This is a genomic window from Paenibacillus alginolyticus DSM 5050 = NBRC 15375 (genome assembly GCF_000422905.1).
Taxonomy (GTDB): domain Bacteria; phylum Bacillota; class Bacilli; order Paenibacillales; family NBRC-103111; genus Paenibacillus_E; species Paenibacillus_E alginolyticus.
Map to the genome: position 1 here is coordinate 1 of NZ_AUGY01000075.1, position 22,335 is coordinate 22,335.

General features: G+C 43.5%; 25 protein-coding genes and 1 pseudogene. 13 read left to right on the forward strand and 13 right to left on the reverse strand.

The window, feature by feature from the left end; all coding sequences use genetic code 11:
• Positions 1-222: 222 nt before the first annotated feature.
• The 5 genes from G519_RS44815 to G519_RS0127700 form a co-directional block, all read right to left on the reverse strand.
• Entirely contained in the window at positions 223-498 is a 276-nt protein-coding gene (locus tag G519_RS44815; RefSeq protein ID WP_084160374.1) for a YmaF family protein, read from the reverse strand.
• A 71-nt stretch (positions 499-569) separates the two neighbouring features.
• Positions 570-1,070, reverse strand: coding sequence for a (2Fe-2S)-binding protein (locus tag G519_RS0127685; RefSeq protein ID WP_029197460.1), 501 nt, complete (start codon positions 1,068-1,070; stop codon positions 570-572).
• Between the two features lie 3 nt (positions 1,071-1,073).
• Positions 1,074-1,907, reverse strand: coding sequence for an FAD binding domain-containing protein (locus G519_RS0127690; RefSeq protein ID WP_029197461.1), 834 nt, complete (start codon positions 1,905-1,907; stop codon positions 1,074-1,076).
• Complete coding sequence (locus G519_RS0127695; RefSeq protein ID WP_029197462.1) at positions 1,894-4,221, reverse strand: xanthine dehydrogenase family protein molybdopterin-binding subunit; 2,328 nt, start codon at positions 4,219-4,221, stop codon at positions 1,894-1,896. The genes G519_RS0127690 and G519_RS0127695 overlap by 14 nt, the downstream gene beginning before the upstream one ends.
• 172 nt (positions 4,222-4,393) lie before the next feature.
• On the reverse strand, positions 4,394-5,407 hold the full coding sequence (locus G519_RS0127700) for an FUSC family protein (protein ID WP_029197463.1): 1,014 nt from the start codon (positions 5,405-5,407) through the stop codon (positions 4,394-4,396).
• 169 nt (positions 5,408-5,576) lie between these two features.
• On the opposite strand from G519_RS0127700, the gene G519_RS52475 reads away from it, so the two are divergent.
• The 7 genes from G519_RS52475 to G519_RS0127735 all read left to right on the forward strand — a co-directional run bounded on the left by G519_RS52475 (position 5,577) and on the right by G519_RS0127735 (position 13,767).
• A complete protein-coding gene (locus tag G519_RS52475) occupies positions 5,577-6,059 on the forward strand; it encodes a LytS/YhcK type 5TM receptor domain-containing protein (RefSeq protein WP_029197464.1) in 483 nt (160 codons plus the stop codon).
• A gap of 87 nt (positions 6,060-6,146) precedes the next feature.
• Positions 6,147-7,199: an ATP-binding protein gene (locus tag G519_RS52480; protein WP_244280243.1), complete on the forward strand. Its 1,053-nt coding sequence runs from the start codon at positions 6,147-6,149 to the stop codon at positions 7,197-7,199.
• A gap of 284 nt (positions 7,200-7,483) precedes the next feature.
• Entirely contained in the window at positions 7,484-8,434 is a 951-nt protein-coding gene (locus G519_RS0127715; RefSeq protein ID WP_029197465.1) for an ABC transporter permease, read from the forward strand.
• Positions 8,435-8,451: 17 nt separating this feature from the next.
• Positions 8,452-9,327: a carbohydrate ABC transporter permease gene (locus G519_RS0127720; RefSeq protein ID WP_029197466.1), complete on the forward strand. Its 876-nt coding sequence runs from the start codon at positions 8,452-8,454 to the stop codon at positions 9,325-9,327.
• Positions 9,328-9,396: 69 nt separating this feature from the next.
• Positions 9,397-11,031 carry an extracellular solute-binding protein gene (locus tag G519_RS0127725; RefSeq protein WP_029197467.1) on the forward strand — a complete coding sequence of 545 codons (1,635 nt, stop codon included), beginning with the start codon at positions 9,397-9,399 and terminating at the stop codon, positions 11,029-11,031.
• A 77-nt stretch (positions 11,032-11,108) separates the two neighbouring features.
• Positions 11,109-12,968, forward strand: coding sequence for a cache domain-containing sensor histidine kinase (locus tag G519_RS0127730; protein WP_029197468.1), 1,860 nt, complete (start codon positions 11,109-11,111; stop codon positions 12,966-12,968).
• Entirely contained in the window at positions 12,961-13,767 is an 807-nt protein-coding gene (locus tag G519_RS0127735) for a response regulator transcription factor (RefSeq protein ID WP_029197469.1), read from the forward strand. The genes G519_RS0127730 and G519_RS0127735 overlap by 8 nt, the downstream gene beginning before the upstream one ends.
• 330 nt (positions 13,768-14,097) lie before the next feature.
• On the opposite strand, the gene G519_RS47890 is transcribed toward G519_RS0127735, so the two are convergent.
• On the reverse strand, positions 14,098-14,436 hold the full coding sequence (locus tag G519_RS47890; protein WP_051253742.1) for a hypothetical protein: 339 nt from the start codon (positions 14,434-14,436) through the stop codon (positions 14,098-14,100).
• 226 nt (positions 14,437-14,662) lie between these two features.
• Here G519_RS47890 and G519_RS49335 point away from each other — a divergent pair, with 226 nt between their 5' ends.
• The 3 genes from G519_RS49335 to G519_RS0127755 all read left to right on the forward strand — a co-directional run bounded on the left by G519_RS49335 (position 14,663) and on the right by G519_RS0127755 (position 16,058).
• Positions 14,663-14,755 carry a YjcZ family sporulation protein gene (locus tag G519_RS49335; RefSeq protein ID WP_084160371.1) on the forward strand — a complete coding sequence of 31 codons (93 nt, stop codon included), beginning with the start codon at positions 14,663-14,665 and terminating at the stop codon, positions 14,753-14,755.
• Positions 14,756-14,965: 210 nt separating this feature from the next.
• Positions 14,966-15,277, forward strand: a complete 312-nt coding sequence (locus G519_RS0127750; RefSeq protein ID WP_127528095.1) for a hypothetical protein — start codon at positions 14,966-14,968, stop codon at positions 15,275-15,277.
• 289 nt (positions 15,278-15,566) lie between these two features.
• Positions 15,567-16,058, forward strand: coding sequence for a hypothetical protein (locus tag G519_RS0127755; protein WP_127528093.1), 492 nt, complete (start codon positions 15,567-15,569; stop codon positions 16,056-16,058).
• Between the two features lie 116 nt (positions 16,059-16,174).
• On the opposite strand, the gene G519_RS0127760 is transcribed toward G519_RS0127755, so the two are convergent.
• The 4 genes from G519_RS0127760 to G519_RS49340 all read right to left on the reverse strand — a co-directional run bounded on the left by G519_RS0127760 (position 16,175) and on the right by G519_RS49340 (position 18,073).
• Entirely contained in the window at positions 16,175-16,504 is a 330-nt protein-coding gene (locus tag G519_RS0127760; protein ID WP_029197472.1) for an ArsR/SmtB family transcription factor, read from the reverse strand.
• Between the two features lie 58 nt (positions 16,505-16,562).
• Positions 16,563-16,961 carry a DoxX family protein gene (locus G519_RS0127765; protein ID WP_029197473.1) on the reverse strand — a complete coding sequence of 133 codons (399 nt, stop codon included), beginning with the start codon at positions 16,959-16,961 and terminating at the stop codon, positions 16,563-16,565.
• Positions 16,962-17,008: 47 nt separating this feature from the next.
• The gene (locus G519_RS0127770; RefSeq protein ID WP_036633941.1) at positions 17,009-17,494 is read right to left on the reverse strand and encodes an SRPBCC family protein; all 486 of its coding nucleotides are present in this window, start codon (positions 17,492-17,494) and stop codon (positions 17,009-17,011) included.
• A gap of 291 nt (positions 17,495-17,785) precedes the next feature.
• A complete protein-coding gene (locus tag G519_RS49340) occupies positions 17,786-18,073 on the reverse strand; it encodes an Ada metal-binding domain-containing protein (RefSeq protein WP_084160372.1) in 288 nt (95 codons plus the stop codon).
• A gap of 142 nt (positions 18,074-18,215) precedes the next feature.
• Here G519_RS49340 and G519_RS0127775 point away from each other — a divergent pair, with 142 nt between their 5' ends.
• Positions 18,216-18,929: a 2OG-Fe(II) oxygenase gene (locus tag G519_RS0127775; protein ID WP_029197475.1), complete on the forward strand. Its 714-nt coding sequence runs from the start codon at positions 18,216-18,218 to the stop codon at positions 18,927-18,929.
• 120 nt (positions 18,930-19,049) lie between these two features.
• On the opposite strand, the gene G519_RS50540 is transcribed toward G519_RS0127775, so the two are convergent.
• The 3 genes from G519_RS50540 to G519_RS47895 all read right to left on the reverse strand — a co-directional run bounded on the left by G519_RS50540 (position 19,050) and on the right by G519_RS47895 (position 21,062).
• Positions 19,050-19,193 carry a hypothetical protein gene (locus tag G519_RS50540; RefSeq protein WP_154669618.1) on the reverse strand — a complete coding sequence of 48 codons (144 nt, stop codon included), beginning with the start codon at positions 19,191-19,193 and terminating at the stop codon, positions 19,050-19,052.
• Positions 19,194-19,282: 89 nt separating this feature from the next.
• Complete coding sequence (locus tag G519_RS0127780; RefSeq protein WP_029197476.1) at positions 19,283-19,729, reverse strand: phospholipase D-like domain-containing protein; 447 nt, start codon at positions 19,727-19,729, stop codon at positions 19,283-19,285.
• A gap of 439 nt (positions 19,730-20,168) precedes the next feature.
• Entirely contained in the window at positions 20,169-21,062 is an 894-nt protein-coding gene (locus tag G519_RS47895; protein ID WP_051253744.1) for a hypothetical protein, read from the reverse strand.
• 219 nt (positions 21,063-21,281) lie between these two features.
• Between G519_RS47895 and G519_RS52485 the strand changes: the two genes are divergently transcribed.
• On the forward strand, positions 21,282-21,728 hold the full coding sequence (locus tag G519_RS52485) for a YheC/YheD family protein (RefSeq protein ID WP_244280244.1): 447 nt from the start codon (positions 21,282-21,284) through the stop codon (positions 21,726-21,728).
• Between the two features lie 35 nt (positions 21,729-21,763).
• Positions 21,764-22,293: pseudogene (locus tag G519_RS52490) on the forward strand (YheC/YheD family protein).
• The last annotated feature ends 42 nt before the right edge of the window (positions 22,294-22,335 follow it).

Consider the following 22,335-nt stretch of genomic DNA (forward strand, 5'->3'; position numbering starts at 1 on the left):
TGTTTGGTAGGACTTACAACAATACTGGATTGGCAGATGTTTTTCCATTTTCAACCGTAGTTCATACCGTCAAGCACTGATTTCTGTTTTGAGCCAAAAAACCCAAAGAGAACTTTACCTTCATGTAGGAATAAACATAGGAAAGTTCTCTTACATACATTTTCTTTCAAAACATTCATCGATTATAGATGAATATTCTAGTTTTGCCACCTTCCTGACAGTCTAGTCAACTTCATTTCCTGTGGTTCCATTATAATGATGAGTATGTGGATGCATGCCATTTATCGTTGTAAATCCTTCCAAATAATGAACATGCCCTCCATTGGGAAGATTGATTGCTGGGCCTGTTGCTCCTTCAATAATATGAGTGTGACCGTCATTCATGGAAGTAACAGTATGATAACGATGAACGTGAGGGACGCCTGTCGGAGCTGGATCAGTAAGGCCAACGTATTCGTGTACATGCCCATAGTCTAATGAAGTAATTCCTGAAAACATATGCCGATGCAAGATATGAATGTTTAAAGGAATTTGACATAGGTATCCACACAAATGATGAAGTATTCTCTTCAATCCCCAAACGATTTTGGTTCTATACGACTATCAAAAGCAAAGATCGTTTTCATCACTCCATGAATTTCTATATAAGACGTGCACCTGCAAATGTTGGACTCAAGCCATAACTGAACCATTTCCTCGTTTGCATTTGGATGTAAATTCGCCAAACCATGACAGTTCATAATAAACCCGGGAGTGCAGTACCCGCATTGGAACGCCTGCTTTTGAACAAAGGCCTGTTGTACAGGAGAATGTTTCAATCCCTCAATCGTTGTTATATGCTGCCCTTCCGCTTCCACTGCGAGTATGAGGCAGGCTTTCATTGGGATATCGTTAACTAATATTGTACAAGCACCACAATCGCCATTGTCACAACCGGATTTACTTCCCGTCAAACCGAGACCATCTCGAAGCACATACAGCAGAGTATCTGCACCTCGTGCCCGTATAGTCTTTCTTTCTCCGTTAATTTGAAAATTCACTGGATACATACTTGATTCCTGTAGTGACATACTTTACCTCCCTTCCAACTTTTTTACTGTTTCGAATAACGTATTCTTGAGCACAAACGTTCGATAATCGGCAGAGCCTTCCATATTATTTAAAACGGGAGCCGGAAGGTTCCAGATTATCTGATCAATTCTTTCTGCTAAGGACAATCTTGAGTTGTTTACTATTTGTTCGATTTCAATAGATCGAAAAGGGAATGCGCAAACGCCGCTAAATGCTATACGAATCTGTTTTTCCTTTTTTAACGCAGCCACGGAAACGAGAGGATAGCCTACGTTGCCGATTTGCCTTTTTTTAAAATGAATACATGGCAAAGTTAAATATTCACGATCTGTAATCGTTTGCAATAGAAATTCATTCTTCTCCAATCTCATCCGTTGTAAGAAAACATGATGAATATGAATCACTTTTATCCCTTCTGGTCCTGCTATAACCATACGGCTATCTGCCAACAACAGCGGGAGTACAGCCTCCCGATAATAGATTTCGCCGCAGATGTTCCCTCCGAGCGTAATTTTATTCCGGGCCGTTTGATCCGCGACTCCTTGGGCGGCTTCGCTAAGTAACGGGAACAGATTCGATGCGGATAACCTCGATAACGAGATGCAAGATCCGATAACCAGACCATCTTTTTGTAATTCAGTAACGTTGCTCTCTGGAATGGCCTTCAAATCGACGACTGCTCTTGGGTGAATGAAATTTCTACGGGCAAATGTAATAATTTCTGTTCCACCGGAATAATACAGAGGATTTTTCCCCTGTGTTTGCAGATACTGAAATAATTCCACGGCCTTTTGAACTGAAGTAGGTTTATAATACTCAAAGTCAAAAGGAATCATGGATCGTCCTCCAGATCACTTCGGGCGTAAGAGGTAATTGATTAAGTCCTATACCGATGGCAGTCGACAAGCTGTTCGCCAATGCGGCAGGCATTCCAATCACACCATGTTCGCCTATTCCACGCAATCCGTAAGGCGCTTCTAAATGAGGAGTCTCGACAAAATCAACGAAGTACTTCGGCTGCTCCCCATAGCGAATCAACTTGTATGTCCGTAGTTGCGGATTTAATATGGCCCCGCTATCATTACTAAGAAATACTTCCCGACTGGCTAGACTCAGGCCTATACTCATACCGCCAGTGATTTGGCTCTGGGCGAATTCTGGATTGATTACCTTACCGGCGTCGATGACAGTTGCCGCATTCATGATTTTATAGGTATACTCTCTCGTGTCCAAGTCTACTTCAACGGCTTGAGCGCCTACCGTCCACTCGGGACCGGGGTTTCCTTTACCAGTTTCCGGATCCAGTAACGTTAAATTTCGCATGGCGTAACTCCCGCGTCCGATTACCTGTCCACCTATCGTGTGGCCGTCAGGGAATTTATATCCATTGGCGATTTTTTCAACTTCTATCCCGATGTCGGAACCATTTTTGAAGAATACTCTTCCCTTACCAACATCCAACTCGTCCGGAGAGCATTCTAGTACTTGAGATGCTATATCTTTTAGCTGTATGATGGCATCCTCAGCTGCCGCAAGAACAGCATTGCCAACCAAAAATGTGCTTCTGCTTGCCACGGTTTTCCAATGCTGGGGATCAACTTCGGTATTCACATCCATGGAAATGTGTATCATCCGATCATCCATGCTTAACCGTTCGGACAAAATTTGAGTAAGCGCGGTCCTCGTACCTTGACCGATTTCCACGGCTCCGCAAAGCAGATTGACACTTCCGTCGGGATTAAACATAATAATAGCCCCAGCACCTGCATCTGTCGGTGTACTTGAATTTTTCCAGAAGCAGCTCACTCCTTTCGCCTTGATGAAGTGACCTTCATGCTTTATTCTGGGCGAGTTATCCCAATGAATTAAAGATTTCAATTTTGCAATGCACATGGGCAAATTGCCCAAGTTACTTCTGTTCAAAATGGTTTGTGTCGGCGTGGTATCCCCTATTCCGATAGCGTTTATGAAACGAAGCTCCAAAGGATCCATATCCAATCGTTCCGCCAATACATCCATGCTTCTTTCCATCGCAAATGTTAACTCCGGATGACCGAATCCACGAAATGAGGTAGCATATGGATGGTTTGTATACATACATAAAGAGTCGCATTGAACATTGTCAATCCGATAAGGCCCCGTACAATCGGTGGCTCCCGCTCGACTCATCACTGCTCCCCGATCCGAATAGGCTCCACTGTCATACAAATACAGAATTTCTGCCGCCTTGAGTTTCCCTTCGTTCGTACAACCAAGTCTAATTTTAGCGTCTAGTCCAATATGTACAGGTGAAGAAATCATATCCTGTTCTCTGGAATTAACGAGTTTAACGGTTTTTCCTCCAACGGCACTGGAAGCCAAATAGGCGAGAAATTCTAATTGAATGGCGGCTTTTCCACCGAACGATCCTCCGACCAAAGGTGTATGAACGATAACTTTTTGAAGAGGAATGTGAAAAGAAAGACTGATTGATCTTCGAATGACATAGGGGGATTGTGAAGCGGAAGAGATAATCACTTTTCCATCAGGCGAAATTTCCGCTGTACAGCACCGTGTTTCTATAGCGGCATGGTCTGACTGAGGTAAGGTAACGTGAACATCAATGATATGATCACTATGGTTCCAACCTTCCTCCATATTCCCTTTGCGTATTTTGGTTCGATTTGCAATGTTAGTTCCAGGCTCCGGGTAGACCTCTTCGTGGCGTTTGTAAGTGGCAAGATGCTCATGAAGGAGAGGAGCATCTGGTTGATAGGCTTCCATTGGGGAGAGGAGGACAGGTAATAGCTCATAATCCACTTTGATTAGCAGTGCTGCCATCTCAGCCGCGTGTTCTTGTTCCGCAACGACGATTGCAACTGGTTCACCATAATATCTGACTTTATCAATTGCAAGAGGAGGGCGGTCTTCTAAAGGTGAACCCGTTAGAATTGGATGATCTTTACCTATAAGGACTGCTTTCACACCTGGAATTTTCCTGGCCTCCGACGAATCAATGGAAATGATTTTTGCATGGGCGTGAGGACTGACCGCTAGTTTGACGTGTAGTAATCCAATTTTCGAAAAGTCATCCGTATATTGGGCTGTTCCGGTTACCTTTTCCCAAGATTCCTTCCTCATCGTGCTTTTTCCAATTGATCTTTCGTCCATAGTCCCCTCCTCCAACTAATGATTATTTCACATTTTCTCCTATAGTCCATATATATTACTGATCTATGGTCCATATTAATCCAGCCATAAATAAAAGGCCTTATCAAAAAATTAAATAAGCCAGATTTTCCTTTGTGCAAGGAATATCTGGCCTTTAACGGGAGCTTTTCGTTCAACTTAACTTTTGGAAATCTTGAATAATCTGGTTAGCATTATTATACAAAGCAAGAGGGTACTGATATTTCTCTAGAGTGAAAGGTGTTTTGATATTAAGGACAGGAGCACTAAAAGTGAGGTTGGAATTGGTTCGTTTATCGAGATGTGAATTCCATTCTTTCACATGTAAGGCAATCGTGTATAAATGATCTGCCCAAATCTTTTGATCCTCCGCCATCCAGTGCTTACTTTCGGACCATTCAGTAAAAATCCGGATCATATCTGAGAGATTGGCAAAGCCTAGCCGGAGTTGTTGCAATTGCTGAGTTTGTCGCTTAAAAGTATCACGTTTTTCTGAAGCGAAAAGATGATAACTTAGACTTTGATTCGCCTTATCCATTTCAGTCGTGGCTTGATGCAGTTCTTGGAATAACTGTTGAATTTCTTTTTCCATGTCCCGTGATTCCATCGAGGAGCAACCGGCTTCAACCCATTGAGCAGTCTTGAAAAAATACGTAGTTAAATGGTCCGCAAATTTGCTCATAAGGTTTTTAGCTTTCTTAACGGAATCGGGTGGAAATAATAGTATGTGGATGAGTAAAGCAACTGCAGCTCCGATGACGGTATCACGAATGCGATCAAAAGGATAAGAGGGCATTTGACTTTGAAAGTACATCACTAACAGAATGCTAAGAGTAACTTGACTCATAACGATATTATCCAACTTTAATAACTTGACGAAAACCGATCCCAAAAGGATCATAAGTCCAATACTCCAGCCAGTTAACCCTAAAAAAGATACGAATGAGGACGTTAGTGCAACGCCGAGAATCGTACCCAAAATGCGCTGCCAAGCAAATTGAATGGATTTGCTAACTGTTATCTGAATGCATAGTATCACTGTAAGCGGAGCCAGATATGGATGACTCGATCCAGCCCATTTAGCTAACTCCCATGAGAGTGCAGCAGCTAGTGGGGTTTTCCATATCAATCCTGTATCTTGTATAAAAGATTTTATTCGAAGGTTCATTCAAATTGTATCCTTCTTCTTATTTGCTTTTGGTGCCCGAATTATTGTGCCCCATGGTTAGCGGGTTGATTCATTCTTTTTTTCTGGGCCTTTATAGAAATACTCACCACCATGGTTTATGATAGATTTGAATATTCATGATAAAAACTAATATGCGGGTGAGGGTATTTTGATTCTTTATGACTACATTGTTAATCTCTCCATATTTTCACTCTTAGTTAGTACGCCCTTAGTTATCCGTTCTTTCATTAAGCATCAGCCACTTAAGCAAATGCACCTCTGGGCAGGCGTATATGCCGGGCTTGTTTCCGTAATCCTAGTTATTTTGTCGGTTAAGCAACAAGGCTATTCTTACGACATCAGATATGCCCCCGTAATTCTGGTTTTTGCCTATCTTGGACCGGTACCTGGATTAATTACAGGTTTATTTTCCCTGATGACTAGACTATTTTCAAGCGGCAATTGGGTTCCTGCCATCATTGGGTGGACATTAATCATGAGTGTTTTCTCTGTCTTACATGTATATTGTTCACGATTCACACCTCTTAAAAAAATCGCGACTTTTTTTGGAACATATATTGTTCTCTATTTAATTACGGTATTTTCATTTCATATTTTAGTAAACCGGCCACTCTTTCACATTCAGTATTGATTGTTTGTAATGTTAGGAGTAATCTTTGGGGGCTTACTCATTGAATCCAATGAGAGGCTTCGTAGAATCATTACAGAAAAAAACCTTATGGAGAAGACACTAGAAGCAAGTGAATCGAAATACCGGCTAATCGCTGAGAATACGTCCGACCTGATCATGGTGATGGATAAGGATCATTCGGCTAGTTACTTTTCACCTTCTCACGAGCTCGTTTTGGGATATAAAGGCTTTGAATTGGAAGGTATTGAATTATGTATGCTGATACATCCAGACGATGTGTGGAGTTTTAAGAGTACGATAAAGAAGATGTTCGAAGATAAGGAATCCCACTCGATGGAGATCCGATTCAAACATAAAGAAGGCAGTTGGATCGAATTAGAGTCCCGCCTTCGGTCAGTTAAGGGAGAGGAAGGTACGATCAAGCATATCGTTATTATCAGCCGGGATATCTCCGAACGCAAAAAAGCGGAAGAAATTCTTTTGCAATCTGAGAAGCTGTCCGTTGTCGGGGAGCTGGCCGCAGGAGTGGCACATGAAATTCGAAATCCCCTCACAACCATAAAAGGATTTCTTCAGGTTTACAAGAGGGAGAATCATTTGATAAAGTTTAGTGATTTGCTCCTCAGTGAACTTGAACGCATTGAAACCACTACTAGTGAACTTCTTTCTTTGGCAAAGCCTCAAGCTGTTCAGCTTGCCTGTACGGATATACAGGAATTGATTGAATATACGCTCGAATTTCTGTCTCCTCAGACCCTGCTGAACAATATTGAATTTATACGTAATTATGAAGAATCCACATTCCCCATTACATGCGAAAAAAATCAATTAAAGCAAGTGTTTCTGAATATTTTAAAGAATGCCATAGAGTCAATGCCAAGTGGCGGGGAGATCGACATCAGTTTGAGAAAAGAAGCAGATGATGTATGTATGATTTCTATAAAAGATCAAGGTTGTGGGATCCCGGAGGAACTGTTGCCTAGATTGGGTCAGCCTTTTTATAGTTTGAAAGAAAAGGGAACAGGACTCGGTCTCATGATCTGTCATAGAATTATTAAACAACACCGAGGCAATATTGCGTATAAGAGCAGGGTTAATGAAGGGACCTTGATAGAGATCAGGCTGCCCATGACAAAATGATGATTGATATCGAAGATACAATAGTTTAATAAGCATCAGGGAAAGGCTGCCGACAGTAAATGGATCGGCAGCCTTTTCAGCTGCCGGCAGGTTTCGCTTTTTCTACCATCACAGAGATTCGCTCCTTGCTTCCGGGTTTTAATCCGACTTTTTAAGACTTTTCCCCTGTATTATTGTCCTCCGCTCCTGTTTTCCGGCCAACCGATTTCCGATAAGCTAATACATGTAAACACTTTCTTTATCGAGAGAGGCTAGATATAGAGATCGGACAGGAGGGAAGCGGGATGGAACTGGTGACCGCCAAGATCACCGATGCAAAAGAGACGCCATTACATAGGCAGATAAGGAGGATTTGGAAATACAAGCTGCTCTATGTTCTGCTGGTTCCCGCATTAGCATGGGTTTTCATTTTTGATTATCTCCCGCTTTACGGGATAACTATTGCCTTCATGGATTACAACGCTATCCAGGGTTTCTCTGGGAGCCAGTGGGTCGGATTAAAATATTTCTGGATGCTGTTCGAATCGGAGATGTTCCTGAATGCCTTCAAGAATACGCTGCTTATTAGCTTGTATAAAATGATCAGCGGTTTTCTTTGCCCCATTTTGTTAGCGCTTGCACTTAATGAAATACGCGTGGTATGGTTCAAAAAATCGCTCCAAACAGCCGTCTACTTACCGAGGTTTGTATCTTGGGTCGTCTATGGAGGGATCATCACGCTGCTCCTTTCGCCGGAAACTGGGGTCATTAACAAGATCATAGCGTTTTTTGGCGGCGATCCGGCCTATCTGCTCGTCGAACCCGCTTACTTCCGGACCATTCTGGTCGTCACGGATGCGATGAAGGAGATGGGATGGGCGGCCATCATCTATATGGCTGCGATCGCTGGGCTGAACCCAGAGGTATATGAAGCCGCCATTGTGGATGGAGCAACGCGTTTTCAGCGAATTGTGCACGTAACTTTACCGGGAATTACCGGGACCATTATCGTCATCTTCATCCTGAGAGTCGGATATATCATGAGCGCAGGGCTGGATCAGGTCATCAACTTGTACAATCCGATGGTCTTTGAAGTCGGGGATATTCTGGATACGTACATTTACCGTGTAGGCATCGAGCAATTTAATTTGAGCCTTGCTGCTGCAGCGGACGTGATCAAGGGTTTTATTGGACTAGTGATGATGCTGGTTGCCAATCAAATTGCCAAGCGGATCAATGATTCCGGTATTTTCTGACAAAGGGGAAGAATGCGATGAAGCTAACGAAAGGCGAGAGTGCCTTTGTCACTACGAACTATTTGGTTCTGACAGTAATGACGATTATTATTGTAATTCCTTTTTGGTACGTGATTTCGGTTTCCGTGACACCGTATCATATTTTCAGCGAGAAGAACGGCCTGATTTTGTTTCCGAGCTCGCTCAGTTTTGAGTACTATACGTATTTGTTAAAAGAAGGCTCGCTGATATTCACAGCCTACGGCAATACGATCCGCAACACAGCGGGGGGCGTTCTGCTCGCCTTGTTTCTGACAACAACAGCCGCCTACGCACTTGCAGAGAAAAAACTGCCCGGCCGGCGAATCTTCATGCTCATCTTCGTATTCACCATGCTGTTCAAAGGCGGGATGATTCCTACCTATATCACCATTAAGCAGTTAGGTTTGTTAAACACGAACTATGTGCTTATTCTGGTCATGGCCTACAGCGCTTTCAACATGATTATTATGAAATCGTTCTTCGAAAGCATTCCTGAGAGCCTGCGTGAATCGGCTTCCATTGACGGTGCCTCGGAGTTCAGAATCCTATGGCAGATTGTGCTGCCGCTATCCAAACCAGTTATCGCAACAATCGGACTCTTGTACTTGGTCGTTTATTGGAATGATTTCTTCAACGCCATGCTCTATGTGACGGATTGGCACAAAGCGCCTGTGCAGCTCATCCTCCGCACCATCATTGCCAGTTCCAGCCTTCCGCCTGAGCTGCTTGAAGCGGCAGGCTCTACGCCTCCGCCGACGATCGGCATCCAGATGGCAGCGATTGTGATCGTGGCCCTGCCGATGCTCATTATTTACCCTTTTATTCAAAAGCATTTCGAGCAGGGGATGTTGATCGGATCTGTCAAAGGCTAGTTAATTTGTTTGTCGGCTTCATTCCCATTGGGGCAAAAATAAAATATAATTCAAGGAGGTCGATTTGTCATGTCAAATCAATTGAAAGTTTGGTCGTACAGCGCACTTGCTGCCCTATTAGCCGGAACCGTAACCCTCGCAGGCTGCAGTAAAACGGGTGATCCGTCACCGACTACGCCAGCGTCTTCCGCAAGTTCGGCATCGGCGGCACCGAAAGTAGAGGAGCCTTATGAACTAAAATGGCTGAAGGCCCAAGATATATCCAAGCCTTATGATCCTTCGAAGGATGCCGTGAAGCAAGCCGTAGAGAAAAAGCTGAATATCAAAATCACGCCGGAGATGGTGGACGTTCAGCAGTATAAAACGAAGCTTAATCTCAAAATGTCCAGCGGGGATATTCCCGATGTCGTACGTATTGATTTCGCCGACGATTTCCAAAAGTATGCTCAGCAAGGCGCTTTCGTCGATCTGACGAGTCTCATTAATGAGAAAGATACACCGAATATCCTCAAGGAAGTGCCCAAGGAGGTATTCGAACAGGCGAAAGTAAACGGTAAAATATATGGTATTCCTTATCAAGGAGGACCAGGCGCGGGTTATCGCTGGAATGTGGTACTGCGCAAGGACTACGTGGAGGGCATGGGCGCTCAAGTCCCAAAAACACTGGATGAGTACTACAATTTGCTTAAAAAAGTAAAAGCAGAGAAACCGGATGTCATCCCGCTCGGCGGCTATACGGCACAGATTGGTCAGCAGAAATATGCGAACAATTCATTTGATCATATTTTTGGCGCATTTGGCATAACACCGGGTTATTTCACGGAGAAAGACGGTAAATTCAGCAATTATGATATTGATCCGAAAATGAAAGAGGCCCTGCAGTATTTGCAAAAAATGTACGCAGAAGGACTTATCGATAAAGAGTTCGCCACGATCAAGGAAGAGCAGCTGCGTGCGAAGCTTTACAGCGGCAAACTGTTCTCGTGGATGGGCTGGTGGTCCACACCGAATGATTATGACACGCAAGTGGAAACCAACGAGCTTAAGAAAAGCGGCAAATTGGCTTCTGACGGCAAGTTACCAGATCAGTCCAATGTACCGTTCAAATACTTGTCTTTGAACGGCTCGCTTGTCGGTCCAGATGGCAAAGCGGTAGCTCCAGCAGGCGCTCCATTCGGCCAAATGAACGCGATCAGCGCGAAGACGAAAGATCCGAAAAAGGTGCTGGCCATCATTGAGAATTCCTTGTCGCTTGAGAATCAAATGCTCACTGTATGGGGTATTGAAGGGGAAGATTACAAGATCGACAATGGTAAGATGAAGGTAGTTACCGATCTGATCGATCCTAAGACGCAGCAGGATAAGAATGGGAACTTCCGGGGTATTCAAAGCTACCTGTTTGCTCCTGGCTTGAAAGGCTGGCCACGTTATCTGGAATCACTGCCACTGCGCCATTCGCAGGCTTTGGATGTTGCCATTAACAATAAATTCCAAATTACAGATGCTTCCAATTACTTGGATTCTCCGACGAAAATCACCAAGCTCGTGGAGCTGAACACCCTGCGCGATTCTGTCTTTACACAAATTATTATGGGCGCAGACATCAAGAAATTCGATGAATTCGCAGAGAAATGGAAATCACAAGGCGGCACTCAGATTCTTACCGAGCTGGAAGCTTCCTTCAAAAAGAAATCAGGTAAATAAGTTTTGGAGAGCCCCTCGTTCAGCACCTGCTGATGAGGGGGCTTTTGCCATCATACCGGAGAAGGAGGGGGTCATTCATGGCGATTCGCTTCAAGAAACGCAGCGGTCATTCAGGGTTATTGTATCGGCTCAGTCTTCCCATTTTCCTGTTGATTGTGACCTTCATTGCCCTTTTTGCCACGGCGGCCAGTTACATCCTCATCCGGGTACAGAACGACCATACACTGAAGATGGCAGAGCAATCGACCAAATTTGTTTACCGTAATATGGAATATCAGCTTAACACAATGAACAATGTAGCTGCTTTCCTGATGAGTAATCAATCGATTGAAAATCTACTCATGAGCACGTATCAGATGCCCTTCGAGGCTGTTAGTGATTTCTATACGTTGGAAGCAAATTTGCAAAATCTCTCTCTATTGTCTCTTCTAAATGACTTCGGATCAGGCAATGTTGTACAGCAATCGTATGTCGTTTCTGTCGCGCTAGAACCGGGCAGCGGACTTTACGCCATGGCTACGGAACATTTTTCCCCGATAACGGGGATTTATAAGAATAATGATTTGCAGAATCAAAAGTGGTTTCAAAGCCTGAACCGCGGGGAACGACAGATCGTATGGTGGAGCCAGAAGTCAGATGCAGATTCGGCTATGATCTATTCAGCGCGTAAAAAAACGAGCCTCAAAGACGGTCGAAGCGTAGGTATGGTCATCGTCGGCGCAGATACGGGCAGCATCAGAGGAATCTTCGACAATGCGCGGCTTGATGAAGGGTTTCATCTACTGCTGGACGAATCGGACCGGGTCATTTACAGTGAACGCTATAATTTTCTCGATGACGCGAGTGAGCTTCAATATGTTCGTGCACTTGCTGATGCCAAGGGTTCGATCATTACGAAGATCGATGGTGAGAATCATCGGGTTATGTTTGAGACCTTGGATAACGGGTGGAAGCTGCTTGCGGTAGTTCCAGAGAGCCATTTCAGCCGGTACACCTTTGCCATATCGGCATTTGGCGCTGCGACAGCAGCGGCGGCCTTACTCATTGCAGGCTTCTGGCTCCGAAGAATTGTCGTGCGGGTCACTGTTCCCATCACCAAGCTGGTTACCGCGATCCAACGTCCGGAAGTGGTGGAGTTTAAAGAAGCACTTCCTTATCTAAACACGGGGATCTATGAAGTCGATGAGCTGAACCAGAAGTTCGCGTCTATGCTCGTCACCATTCATAGTTTGATCGAGAAATCCTTTACCGAAGAGATTGAACGCCGCCAGCTTCAATTGGAGCTGTTGCATGCTCAGATTAATCCCCATTTCTTATATAACACCTTGGATTTGATTAACTGCCGAGCCATTATGACAGGAGATCGGGAGACGAGCCAGATCGTTCGTTCCCTTGCTAACGTATTTCGTTACGGTCTTAATCGGGGTCAAACCTGGATTTCACTGGAAGAAGAGATGAAGCAGGTCGAGGCCTATCTCCATATTCAAAAGATGATGATGAATGATTTGCACGTGGATATACAAATACCGGGCGATCTATTGTCGGCAACGATCGTGCATCTTATTTTGCAGCCGCTCGCGGAAAACGCTATCATCCACGGGTTTGCTGATCGCAAGTCCGGCTGCCGGATCGCTATTTCTGCTAGATTGGAGCGGGAGGGACTTGTACTCCGGGTCGAAGACAACGGTCGTGGCTGTGATGCGGATAAGATGAATCGTATGCTTAGGCAGCCTCCTGTGCTAGATACTAATGAATCGAATGAAGCAGGAAGCGGCTATGGCACATTGAATGTTCACCGGAGAATACAACTGCATGACGGGGAGGGGTATGGTTTGCGTTATGTGGAAGTAGGTGAGGGTACGGGTACCAGCGTCGAAGTCGTTATGCCTTATCGCCCGGAGCGGCCGGCAGTCAGAAAGGATGCTGCGAATGTTTAAGCTGCTGATTGCGGAAGATGTGAAAATTGTTCGTGAGACTTTGGTGAACGCTATCAATTGGCAGGCATTAGGTATCGTTCTGCTTGGGGCCGTTGAGAATGGGGAAGAGGTACTAGACTGGCTAGAGCACGAGGAGCCGGACCTCCTCTTGACCGATATTGGGATGCCAAAGATGAATGGATTAGAGTTGATAGAAGCCGTAAAATCTCGTAAACCGGATATCCGCTGTATCATTTTATCAGGGCTGAATGAATTTGAGCATGCTCGGCAGGCGATTAAGCTTCAAGTGCTGGATTATGTACTGAAACCGATCGACCCTGAGGCAATTGAAAAAGTGCTTGTGAATGCAGTAGAAGTACTGTCCAAAGAACGGGAAGAGCGTCACGCATTGACGATCGCGGAACAAGCCGTCAAGGAAAAACTTCCGAATTTGACGGAAGCGCTGCCTCATGTAGAATGGACCGGAAGCTTGAAAAAGAAGAAGCTGGTTGAGCAGGCGATGCAGGTTGTGAAGGAAGGATACACGCGCAAGGAACTGACGCTGTCAGATGTAGCGGCTGCAGTCGGATTAAGCGATAAATATTTGAATTTACTGTTTAAAGAAGTAACCGGGGTGACGATCAACCATGCCATTATTCGTCTCCGTATGGAGGAGGCGGCCCGATTGCTGAAGGATCCCACCATAAAAATATATGAAATCTGCGATAGGATTGGATATACTGATCAGGATCATTTCCGGGAGAGCTTCAAGAAGCAGTACGGCTTGACACCGACTGAATATCGCAATAAGTTTCTGTAGCAGGAGGGAAGGCTCCTTTGAGTAGTCGGTCTTTTCTTCGTACCAAACAAATGGCGGTTGCCTCCGTGGCATATGTACAAGCATACCTTATGTAACGTACGTATAAATATACGGTAGTAAAATATTACAGAAGGGAATGAGTATACATGAGCGTAGGTTATGGTGAAGGTTATGGTACTGGGCGCAACGTAGCATTTATTTTGGTTCTTTTTATTCTTTTGGTTATCATCACAACAGCATTTGTAATTTAATATTCCTTAAAAGAAAAGACGGAAGCCAACAATGGCCGCCGTCTTTTTTTGTTAACTTAACATTTACTTACTTATTGAATTAAAAGAAAAACGGGAACCCAAAAAACGGAAAGGCAAATAAAAAAGCCAGTGCTGCAAATGGAAAGAAGAATCTTTCAAAACCGAAACTAGGAAAAAAAGCGGATGTTTTTACTTGCTTGGCTTTTTTGCCGGACTGTTTTTTGGCGGACGGATTTTTGTTCAAACCGTATATGCCAACTTCACCCGGTACTCCCCTATAGCCGTTTATAATCAATTGATTACCATCAATACCCTCAATAGTCCCGTAATAATGCGTTCCATCATGCAAAACTGCACAAATTGGACTTCCTAGGTAAGGCCTACAAGTTGCCTCGCAAATCGGAAATATTCTCTCCACCTGCCCTCATACCTCCTTTAAGATAAAATCTAGTTTTATCATATGTCTGTAGGTATTAGGTGATTGGATATATGACCTTTTCAAGCCTTTTCAATACCGCCCAATTTGGCAGACATTTCACTCTCAAGTTCATTTGCCACCCGTGACAAACGTCCAATCAAGCACGTTGTACCGAACGTATAAATATAACGTAGTGAAGAAAAATCACCGAGAGGAATGAGTATACATGAGCGCAGAATATGGATTTGGACGTAACGTAGCATTTATCTTGGTTCTTTTTATTCTTTTAGTCATCATCACAACCGCTTTCGTAATTTAATATATTCCTTAATCCAATACCAAGAATATCGAGAAAAACAAAAACGGGCCTTTCGCCAGATGATGCGATAGGTCCGTTTTTTCACATTGTTTAACGAAAGGAAACCGATTCTGTGAGGATGAGATAATGAGCTTATAGGAACTGAATCACCTAATCAAGCATATGCTAGCATCAGACCGTCATATAAGTTGGGTGAGCGACTGAATGCTAATGGAAAACATTGAAAAAGAAATGAAGTTTGGGCGACCAGAGGCAATTGGGAATATTGGAACAATATGGCCACCTGGAATAACGGGTCTCCATATAAACAACCAAAGCTTTTATCCAGGAACGCAATTATTTGGCCCTATTTTCAGCCATTCTTATGCACCCTATCCTATGATCACACCAATGTATCTGGGTTTTCCTTACGGCTATGTTTTTGGGTACCCCATAATTCAGTACAGACCAGGTTTTGCTGATTTCGACAAGCCTAATTTACATCAACTAAGAACTGGTTATGACGGATGCCCGTTGGGTTAGGGGGAGGTTTAAGCTTCCGCCTATTTGGCATGGGTAGCTATTGACTTTACTGAGTTGAGTGAGATTGTGGGGGGACAAATGTTTAAACATATCTCGTAATTTGAGCTGCATCAACCTATACAAAACGACGAAGGATGGCGTAAGCTGTCTTTTTTTGTTTATTTGCCTGAAAGTTTGAGAACATTGCATCAAAAATGACTCATCTTTAAAAGAGCATAGTCCAAACCTAACAAATCAACATAAGATGACAAGAAGTATGATTTCATTTAAAAGGATGAGTGAGCTGGGAATGAAAACTTTACAGCAGCGTAAAAAAAGGTACGGACGCGTCAAAGTCGGGCAAAAAGCCATCCCTGCAGCATTGCCCTCAATCTCTTCGCAAGTAAAAGAGAACTTAGGAACACCAGTATGTGTAGTGCTCAAGAACGGTTCTATGTATTACGGAGTTCTAGACAAAATACATGGCGACCAAGTTATTCTTCAAGGCTTCAAGGCAAATCGGAAACTCCCCCGAAATAAAGCCAAAGCCAAGGCACAAATATCGAGTTTAGGAGGTCTGGGAGGCTTACTTGGCGGAGGCGGATTAGGAAGCATGCTTGGCCTTCTTGGTGGCGGGGGGAAAGGTGGACTTGGCGGATTACTGGGTGGTCTTGGTAAAGGTGGTGCTGCAGCAGGTACTGCTGGGGGTGGAGGTTTCTTTGGTAACATAGGCAGTTTTTTTAAGATGGGCATGGGTGTCATTTCTTTTATCATGCCATTGATGAAAAATTTTTCAATCTGAGTGAGTAGACTTCTGCAGGCAAGATATTTCCTTATAAACCGAAAAAAGACAAAAATCGCTAAGCCTTGATGGTGCGCGGTTTTTGTCTTTTTAATGAGGGAACAGGGGGAGAATCCCTACTTCTTCCCCTTTCCCTGCAATTCGTCCAAATATTCGTCCAAACGATCGAAGCGCTCTTCCCACATGCGGCGGTAAGATTCCAGCCAGTTGTTCATTTCTTTGAAGGGCTGGGCCCGAAGCTTATAAATGCGCCGATTGGCACTGGGCTGTACTTCAACAAACCCCGCGTCGCTTAGGACGCGGAGATGTTTGGAAACTTGTGGCTGCTGGAGGCTGAGGCGCTCGGCGATTTCCCCTACGGTGAGGGGACCGCCTCGTAGGAGTTCGACGATGTACAATCGGTTGGGCTCTGCAAGTGCGCTCCAGGGTGTTGTGTTCAAGCCCATGTTCATGTGCTCCTTCCTTCAACACAAACCGATCAAGGGAGTTATTGTGAAGTTCGGTTTATGCCGCTAAGCGGGGTGGCTGACTTAATGATGCAGCTCTTTGTTTCTTATGATAACACACATAAGACCCGCCGATGATAACAAATCCGAGGATAAAAAACGCCAAGCCGCCGGCAGGATCGCCCACCGCGATACTTGAATACATCGCACCCGCAAGGTCAAATGCAAGACCGGCGTAAGCCCATTCCTTCAATCTAGGAAAACCGGGAATCAGTATCGCTGCAAGACCTAATAATTTGGCCACGCCCAGAAAGGGCAGAAGGTAAGAGGGATAGCCTAAATGAGCAAATAAGGTAACCGCATCTGATGCATAGAGGATATCCGGGATAGCACCAAAACCCATCAAGGCGATCAACAATCCTGTAAAAATCCAATACATAACTTTCGTTTTTTTCATAAAATTAGTACTCCCTTCAAATGATAAATTTGATTTGATTTTGGTCCTTACATAGTGGCCAATTGTTCTGCGAGACGATCCATTGTTGATTTGGCGCCTTCGACAGCGCCATATTCCATGACCGCTTTCTCTAGATCAGCGGCGGATTTGAAGCGCGCCGTCATCGTGAGCTCTGTTGTTGTATTAGCTTGCTCCGCAAACGTGACCGTCACATGAAATGGTTCCTCATCATTGCCCCCGCCATGGGCGTATACGAGTCGCTCGGGGGTCACGATCTCATGGTAGACAATTTTATTGTCATAATCGACGCCATCCGGACCATGCATAATGTAACGCCATACCCCGCCTGGTCTAACATCAATTTCTTGAACCGTTGTCGTAAAACCTTTGGGTCCCCACCATTTCGGCAAATGCTCCGGATCTGTCCAAGCCTTGAAAACCAGTTCCCGCGGCGCATGAAAGAATCGGGTGACACGGAGATCTTGACCTACAATGGATGTGAGCGTGTTGTTCGTTTCTTGAGCGTTGTTCATAATCATCCTCCAAATTGTTTTTCATCTTTGTGTATTGAATATACCACAATGGGAATATTCCTGTAAAGGAATATTTAAAGTTTTTTTTGAATTGCAGAAATACTTAAAGACGGTATCTCAATTCTCAAACAGATAAAAAGGATTTATTCTTATAACTTCTTAAGCGGAAGAAAGCTTTCGGTGCCTAAAGACGATCTGGACTTCAACTAACGAAAAACGATAAAAAAGAAAAGCTTTTTTGGAGGAATTTCAAATGATTTCGCCCGCAGCCTTGCATTAGACTGATTAATGCTATTCACTTGCTTTCCATCTTGCATATTGTTCTGGTAAACATACTGCACAAGGTCTGTATCCAGCGGCTATAGCGATTTCTTCATTTTCAAAAAATACGCGATATTTTACATATCCCCCATGAGCTATGACCCTAAGTGCAGACGGGCAATCTAGGCGACCATATATTTTACCGCGTCGATAACCTCCCAAAGTTCCCGGAGTTCCGCTATGATAAGGACGGCGATCAGCCCCTAATAAGGTGTAAGTAGATTGACTCTCGTTTTTCTCAATGCCGTTTGCACCCATGTAAATGACAACTCACCACCCTAATGAAGTTGTACCATAAAACGACATGTAGCAATTTCGTTATCTTGCTGTTTCATTCGAGAACGCGTACAAAAGCTGATTCTCGGGGTTATACTGTAAGAAAACGAAGGAGGCTTTCAGCATGCCTGAGAATCTATCACAAAGAATAGCGGATCTGGATTGGAATTTCATCCAGCAATCGCTGGACGAGCACGGTTATGCCAAACTACCTGGCCTGTTAAGCCATACGGAATGTAAGGAGATCATAAGCACTTACGAGGAAGAAGGTAACTTTCGAGCGACCATAGACATGGCCCGTTACCGCTTTGGGATTGGGGAGTACAAATATTACAATGCTCCTCTTCCATTTATGCTTCAACAGCTGCGCGAAGGATTGTATCCGGAACTCGCCATAACAGCAAACCGCTGGCTAGAACAATTGGGTCATAATGCTTCTTATCCGGCAACATTAGCGGAATTCCTCGATCAATGCCATCAAGAGGGGCAGAACCGTCCAACTCCATTAATCCTGAAATATGAGGCTGGGGGATACAATTGTCTGCATCAGGATTTATATGGGGAAGTATTCTTTCCCTTTCAAGTCGTATTCGCTCTTAATCAAAGAGAAGTAGATTTCACAGGCGGGGAGTTACTATTGGTGGAGCAGCGTCCGAGGGCGCAAAGTAGAGGCCATGTCATCACGTTGAAACAAGGAGAAGGCTTGATTTTTCCAACTAATCATCGTCCGGTTTTGGGAACGCGCGGCTACTATAGAACGACTCTTCGACACGGTGTAAGTACTGTTACAACAGGTACAAGATACAGTTTGGGTATTATTTTTCATGATGCGAAGTAATGAGAACAGATCGAAATTAGTAAATAAAAAAAGGAAGGGGGCTGTCTCCAAAATTTGATGAATACATTAGAGGGTCAGCAGGTCTATAACCCTATTGGGACAGTCCCCTTTTGAATTTTATTATTGAACGACTAGAGTAGCCGCTTGTAAATTTACTGGTAAATAATCAATAGGATCTGTTGCGCTGCTAGTGATCGTTTCGACATACCAGGTGTAATCCCCAACAATGGTGGGTGCCATCCAGTTAGTGAATGTAAAAGTCACACTCTGATTCCCGCTAAGTCCAGCATTAGTTAAATACAGATAATTACCGGAAAAAGATAAGTTGCCGCTCAGTAGGGTTCCATCGCTTTTTACAGCCGTGACGCTGGAACCGTAATTTTATCGATGGATGCTGTACCTCTGCCATAAGAGCCGCGAATACGCAAGAATTCCGCATAATATTTGTCCGCTGTTGCTTTGTCATGAATAATCATTAAATTTTCACTGTTCGTGTCGTTGGCATTCGCACTTGCATTAAAAGAACCTGTAGCGACAACACCAGTCGTATAACCTTTATCAGCAATAAGCACCTTATCATGCAGCTTGCCGCCGTATGGGTTGTCAGCAATACTGACCGGAATATCTGCATCAGCAAGATAAGCTAATTCCCCGTAAGGCCCGTTAGAACCATATTGGCTCAAATCGAAAATACCCGCAACATTAACTCCACGAGTTTTAGCATTAATGATCTCCGTTCTTAGGTTATCATCTGTAAAGGAAAAATAATCGAAGTATAAATTGTATTTGGCATTATTCACAACATCAATAGCGCGGTGCGGTTATCGCCTTTTACACTAATACCTGCATTTATCAGCTGTTGAGTAAATGTGTTTGTGATGTAGTCGGAATCTGTGACGATACGAATATTCACACCTCGGTTTTTGGCACGAATGACTGCATCCACAAAGGAATTAGCATTTTTTTAAATGGTTTTACAATAAACAAGAAATTCACCTTCTTCTATATTGTTGCCTTCCTATGAGAAAGACTCATTCTATAGATTAGGATGAGTTTGTTAAGGGTGTAGACGAAAAATATTAAAAAAATATATAGAGATGGAAATATTGAGAAACTATGAAAAATGGATAGGGGCGTGTATATCAAATTAATGCTGTGATTTATCAAAAAATGAGAAAAAAATATAGCCTGTTGAACTTTATCAACAGGCTAATCTATCATGACAATGCTGGAGGCTTATTAAGAAGGAGTATAAGATAAACTGGCGCTAAATGAGAGTTGGGTAATATCAGCTGCTGAGGGATCTGTCGACGCAAGCGTCCTTACACGAATACCAATACGATCACCAGCAGCAACTACTAATGACCCCCCAACATTTATATTCGTTGCGGTTCGGAAGCCGGATGGGTTACCAGGTGTAATGACCGTATTCGGAAATCCGAATCTAACCGAACTAGTCAGCGGAGTGGTTACGTAAGGTGATGAACTATGATCAATCCCATTATTAGGAACTGACGGTGCTCGGAATACTGTAAAATCATATTGAAGACCGAGAGTATTTATAGAAACCACAGAAGCAACCAATAAATCTACACTTATTTGTAAATTTTGAACGGTACCTGCAAAGGGAATTGGGAAAGCAAAACCACCTGCTTCGGGTGGCATAGTTGATTCTCCAGTACCGTCAATAACTTCAACCGTGTGATTACCAAAACCCATTAAAATTGGAGCTGCTGATACTACTGTAGCACCACTTATGATGATCCCCGTTGAAAATGGAATTAATCCGCCTCCTGGTGGTCCTGCCGGACCAGTGGCTCCAATTGGTCCAGGCAGACCTTGGGGTCCTGTTGCTCCTGCCAGTCCGGCTGCGCCAATTGCTCCTGCAATTCCTGCAAGTCCAGCTGGTCCAAGTGCTCCTGCAAGTCCAGCGGGTCCAGCTTCGCCAATTGCTCCTACAAGTCCTGTTAGACCAGTGGGTCCAAGTGCTCCTGCAAGTCCAGTGGGTCCAACTGCTGCAATTGCTCCTCCAAGCTCTTGAAGCAATTGCGGTCCTACTAGTCCTGGAGGTCCTTGTGGCCCTCGCGGTCCTTCTGGTCCTGGAGGTCCTGGTGGACAATTACATCTTCCCATAGTCTCATCTCCCTATTATCAAAGTACTGTATCATATTAAAAGCTTAAGAAGATAAGCACAGCAGATACCTATCAACTGAAAAATAGGCAAATAGAGTAGTAATAAATTCGCTAATTTCTATTCTCCTATGTGATTGTCCCATACCAATTTGTCTATGCTCGCATTAAATAGTAAAAGGGATCGAAGGCAGGGGAGTGATGAGATTGGAGAGTCGCCCTTTGGTAACGAAAAGAAGCAGTAGAAAAAGAATTTTGGAGCTTTACAGACGTTATCACAGTCTAAACCTGAAGCTTTACGCCTTTACTCCAGCAGATATTCTTTGGAAGGAACAACGTATTATTGGACTTAGCCTGAAAAAGGGTATATGGAAACAAAGCTCGTTTCCTTTTCCTCATGTCGTTTATAACCGGTGTTTTAACAAAAAATTAGTAACCATTCAACGCCTAGAGAAGGCGATTGGTAGAAACAAATGTTTCAACAATATCAATTTTTTTAATAAATGGGATCTCTATAACCTATTAAAACAGTCCATTCTTAAACCCTATGTACCAGACACATTTTTATATAATGAAGTGAATATATCAGAACTATTAGAGAAATATAAACTAGTATACATTAAGCCTTCTTACGGATCTGAGGGGAAGTCTGTGTATCGGGTTGACTAACGGATAATGGAGATATTCACATCTCTTTGCACAGCTTGAATCCAAGATATATTTGTAGAAAAGATGAAAGCGTTCAGGAAAAACTGAATGAACTTCTCGGACCGAAGAAATATATGGTTCAGCAAGGGATTCGTATAAGTCAACTTGATCGTCAGTATGTTGATATCCGGGTACTTGTTCAAAAAGATATTCTTGGAGAATGGACGGTTTCCGCCATAACAAGTAGAGTGGCTTATGAGAATTACTTTAACACGAGTATGTGTGAAACCATTTATGATGTGGTTGAAATTCTTCCGCAATTAGTTTCGCTGGAAAATATCAATGAAATCCTCCGATCTCTGCATGAGATAAGTGTAAAGGCGCACAAGAAGCAGAAACTCATTTGGGTTCATTGGGAGAATTGAGTGTCGATTTTGTATTAGACGAACAAAGTAAGTTATGGATTATTGAACTTAACGGAAAACCCCAAAAAGATATATACAAAAACCTTAAGTGTTGTAAACGCAAAATTTATAGTAGACCTTTGGAATATGCGTATTATCTCTCTCAAATTGAGAGAGAATAAGTTTTTCAAAATATGCATGTTTCGCTCATGATTCTGCAAACC

What these genes read in the sequence shown, in the direction of transcription:
- G519_RS44815 (WP_084160374.1), bottom strand. Translation starts at nt 498, where the DNA reads ATGTTTTCAGGAATTACTTCATTAGACTATGGGCATGTACACGAATAC.
- G519_RS0127685 (WP_029197460.1), bottom strand. Translation starts at nt 1,070, where the DNA reads ATGTCACTACAGGAATCAAGTATGTATCCAGTGAATTTTCAAATTAAC.
- G519_RS0127690 (WP_029197461.1), bottom strand. Translation starts at nt 1,907, where the DNA reads ATGATTCCTTTTGACTTTGAGTATTATAAACCTACTTCAGTTCAAAAG.
- G519_RS0127695 (WP_029197462.1), bottom strand. Translation starts at nt 4,221, where the DNA reads ATGGACGAAAGATCAATTGGAAAAAGCACGATGAGGAAGGAATCTTGG.
- G519_RS0127700 (WP_029197463.1), bottom strand. Translation starts at nt 5,407, where the DNA reads ATGAACCTTCGAATAAAATCTTTTATACAAGATACAGGATTGATATGG.
- G519_RS52480 (WP_244280243.1), top strand. Translation starts at nt 6,147, where the DNA reads ATGGAGAAGACACTAGAAGCAAGTGAATCGAAATACCGGCTAATCGCT.
- G519_RS0127715 (WP_029197465.1), top strand. Translation starts at nt 7,484, where the DNA reads ATGGAACTGGTGACCGCCAAGATCACCGATGCAAAAGAGACGCCATTA.
- G519_RS0127720 (WP_029197466.1), top strand. Translation starts at nt 8,452, where the DNA reads ATGAAGCTAACGAAAGGCGAGAGTGCCTTTGTCACTACGAACTATTTG.
- G519_RS0127725 (WP_029197467.1), top strand. Translation starts at nt 9,397, where the DNA reads ATGTCAAATCAATTGAAAGTTTGGTCGTACAGCGCACTTGCTGCCCTA.
- G519_RS0127730 (WP_029197468.1), top strand. Translation starts at nt 11,109, where the DNA reads ATGGCGATTCGCTTCAAGAAACGCAGCGGTCATTCAGGGTTATTGTAT.
- G519_RS0127735 (WP_029197469.1), top strand. Translation starts at nt 12,961, where the DNA reads ATGTTTAAGCTGCTGATTGCGGAAGATGTGAAAATTGTTCGTGAGACT.
- G519_RS49335 (WP_084160371.1), top strand. Translation starts at nt 14,663, where the DNA reads ATGAGCGCAGAATATGGATTTGGACGTAACGTAGCATTTATCTTGGTT.
- G519_RS0127750 (WP_127528095.1), top strand. Translation starts at nt 14,966, where the DNA reads ATGGAAAACATTGAAAAAGAAATGAAGTTTGGGCGACCAGAGGCAATT.
- G519_RS0127755 (WP_127528093.1), top strand. Translation starts at nt 15,567, where the DNA reads ATGAAAACTTTACAGCAGCGTAAAAAAAGGTACGGACGCGTCAAAGTC.
- G519_RS0127760 (WP_029197472.1), bottom strand. Translation starts at nt 16,504, where the DNA reads ATGGGCTTGAACACAACACCCTGGAGCGCACTTGCAGAGCCCAACCGA.
- G519_RS0127765 (WP_029197473.1), bottom strand. Translation starts at nt 16,961, where the DNA reads ATGAAAAAAACGAAAGTTATGTATTGGATTTTTACAGGATTGTTGATC.
- G519_RS0127770 (WP_036633941.1), bottom strand. Translation starts at nt 17,494, where the DNA reads ATGAACAACGCTCAAGAAACGAACAACACGCTCACATCCATTGTAGGT.
- G519_RS49340 (WP_084160372.1), bottom strand. Translation starts at nt 18,073, where the DNA reads ATGGGTGCAAACGGCATTGAGAAAAACGAGAGTCAATCTACTTACACC.
- G519_RS0127775 (WP_029197475.1), top strand. Translation starts at nt 18,216, where the DNA reads ATGCCTGAGAATCTATCACAAAGAATAGCGGATCTGGATTGGAATTTC.
- G519_RS47895 (WP_051253744.1), bottom strand. Translation starts at nt 21,062, where the DNA reads ATGGGAAGATGTAATTGTCCACCAGGACCTCCAGGACCAGAAGGACCG.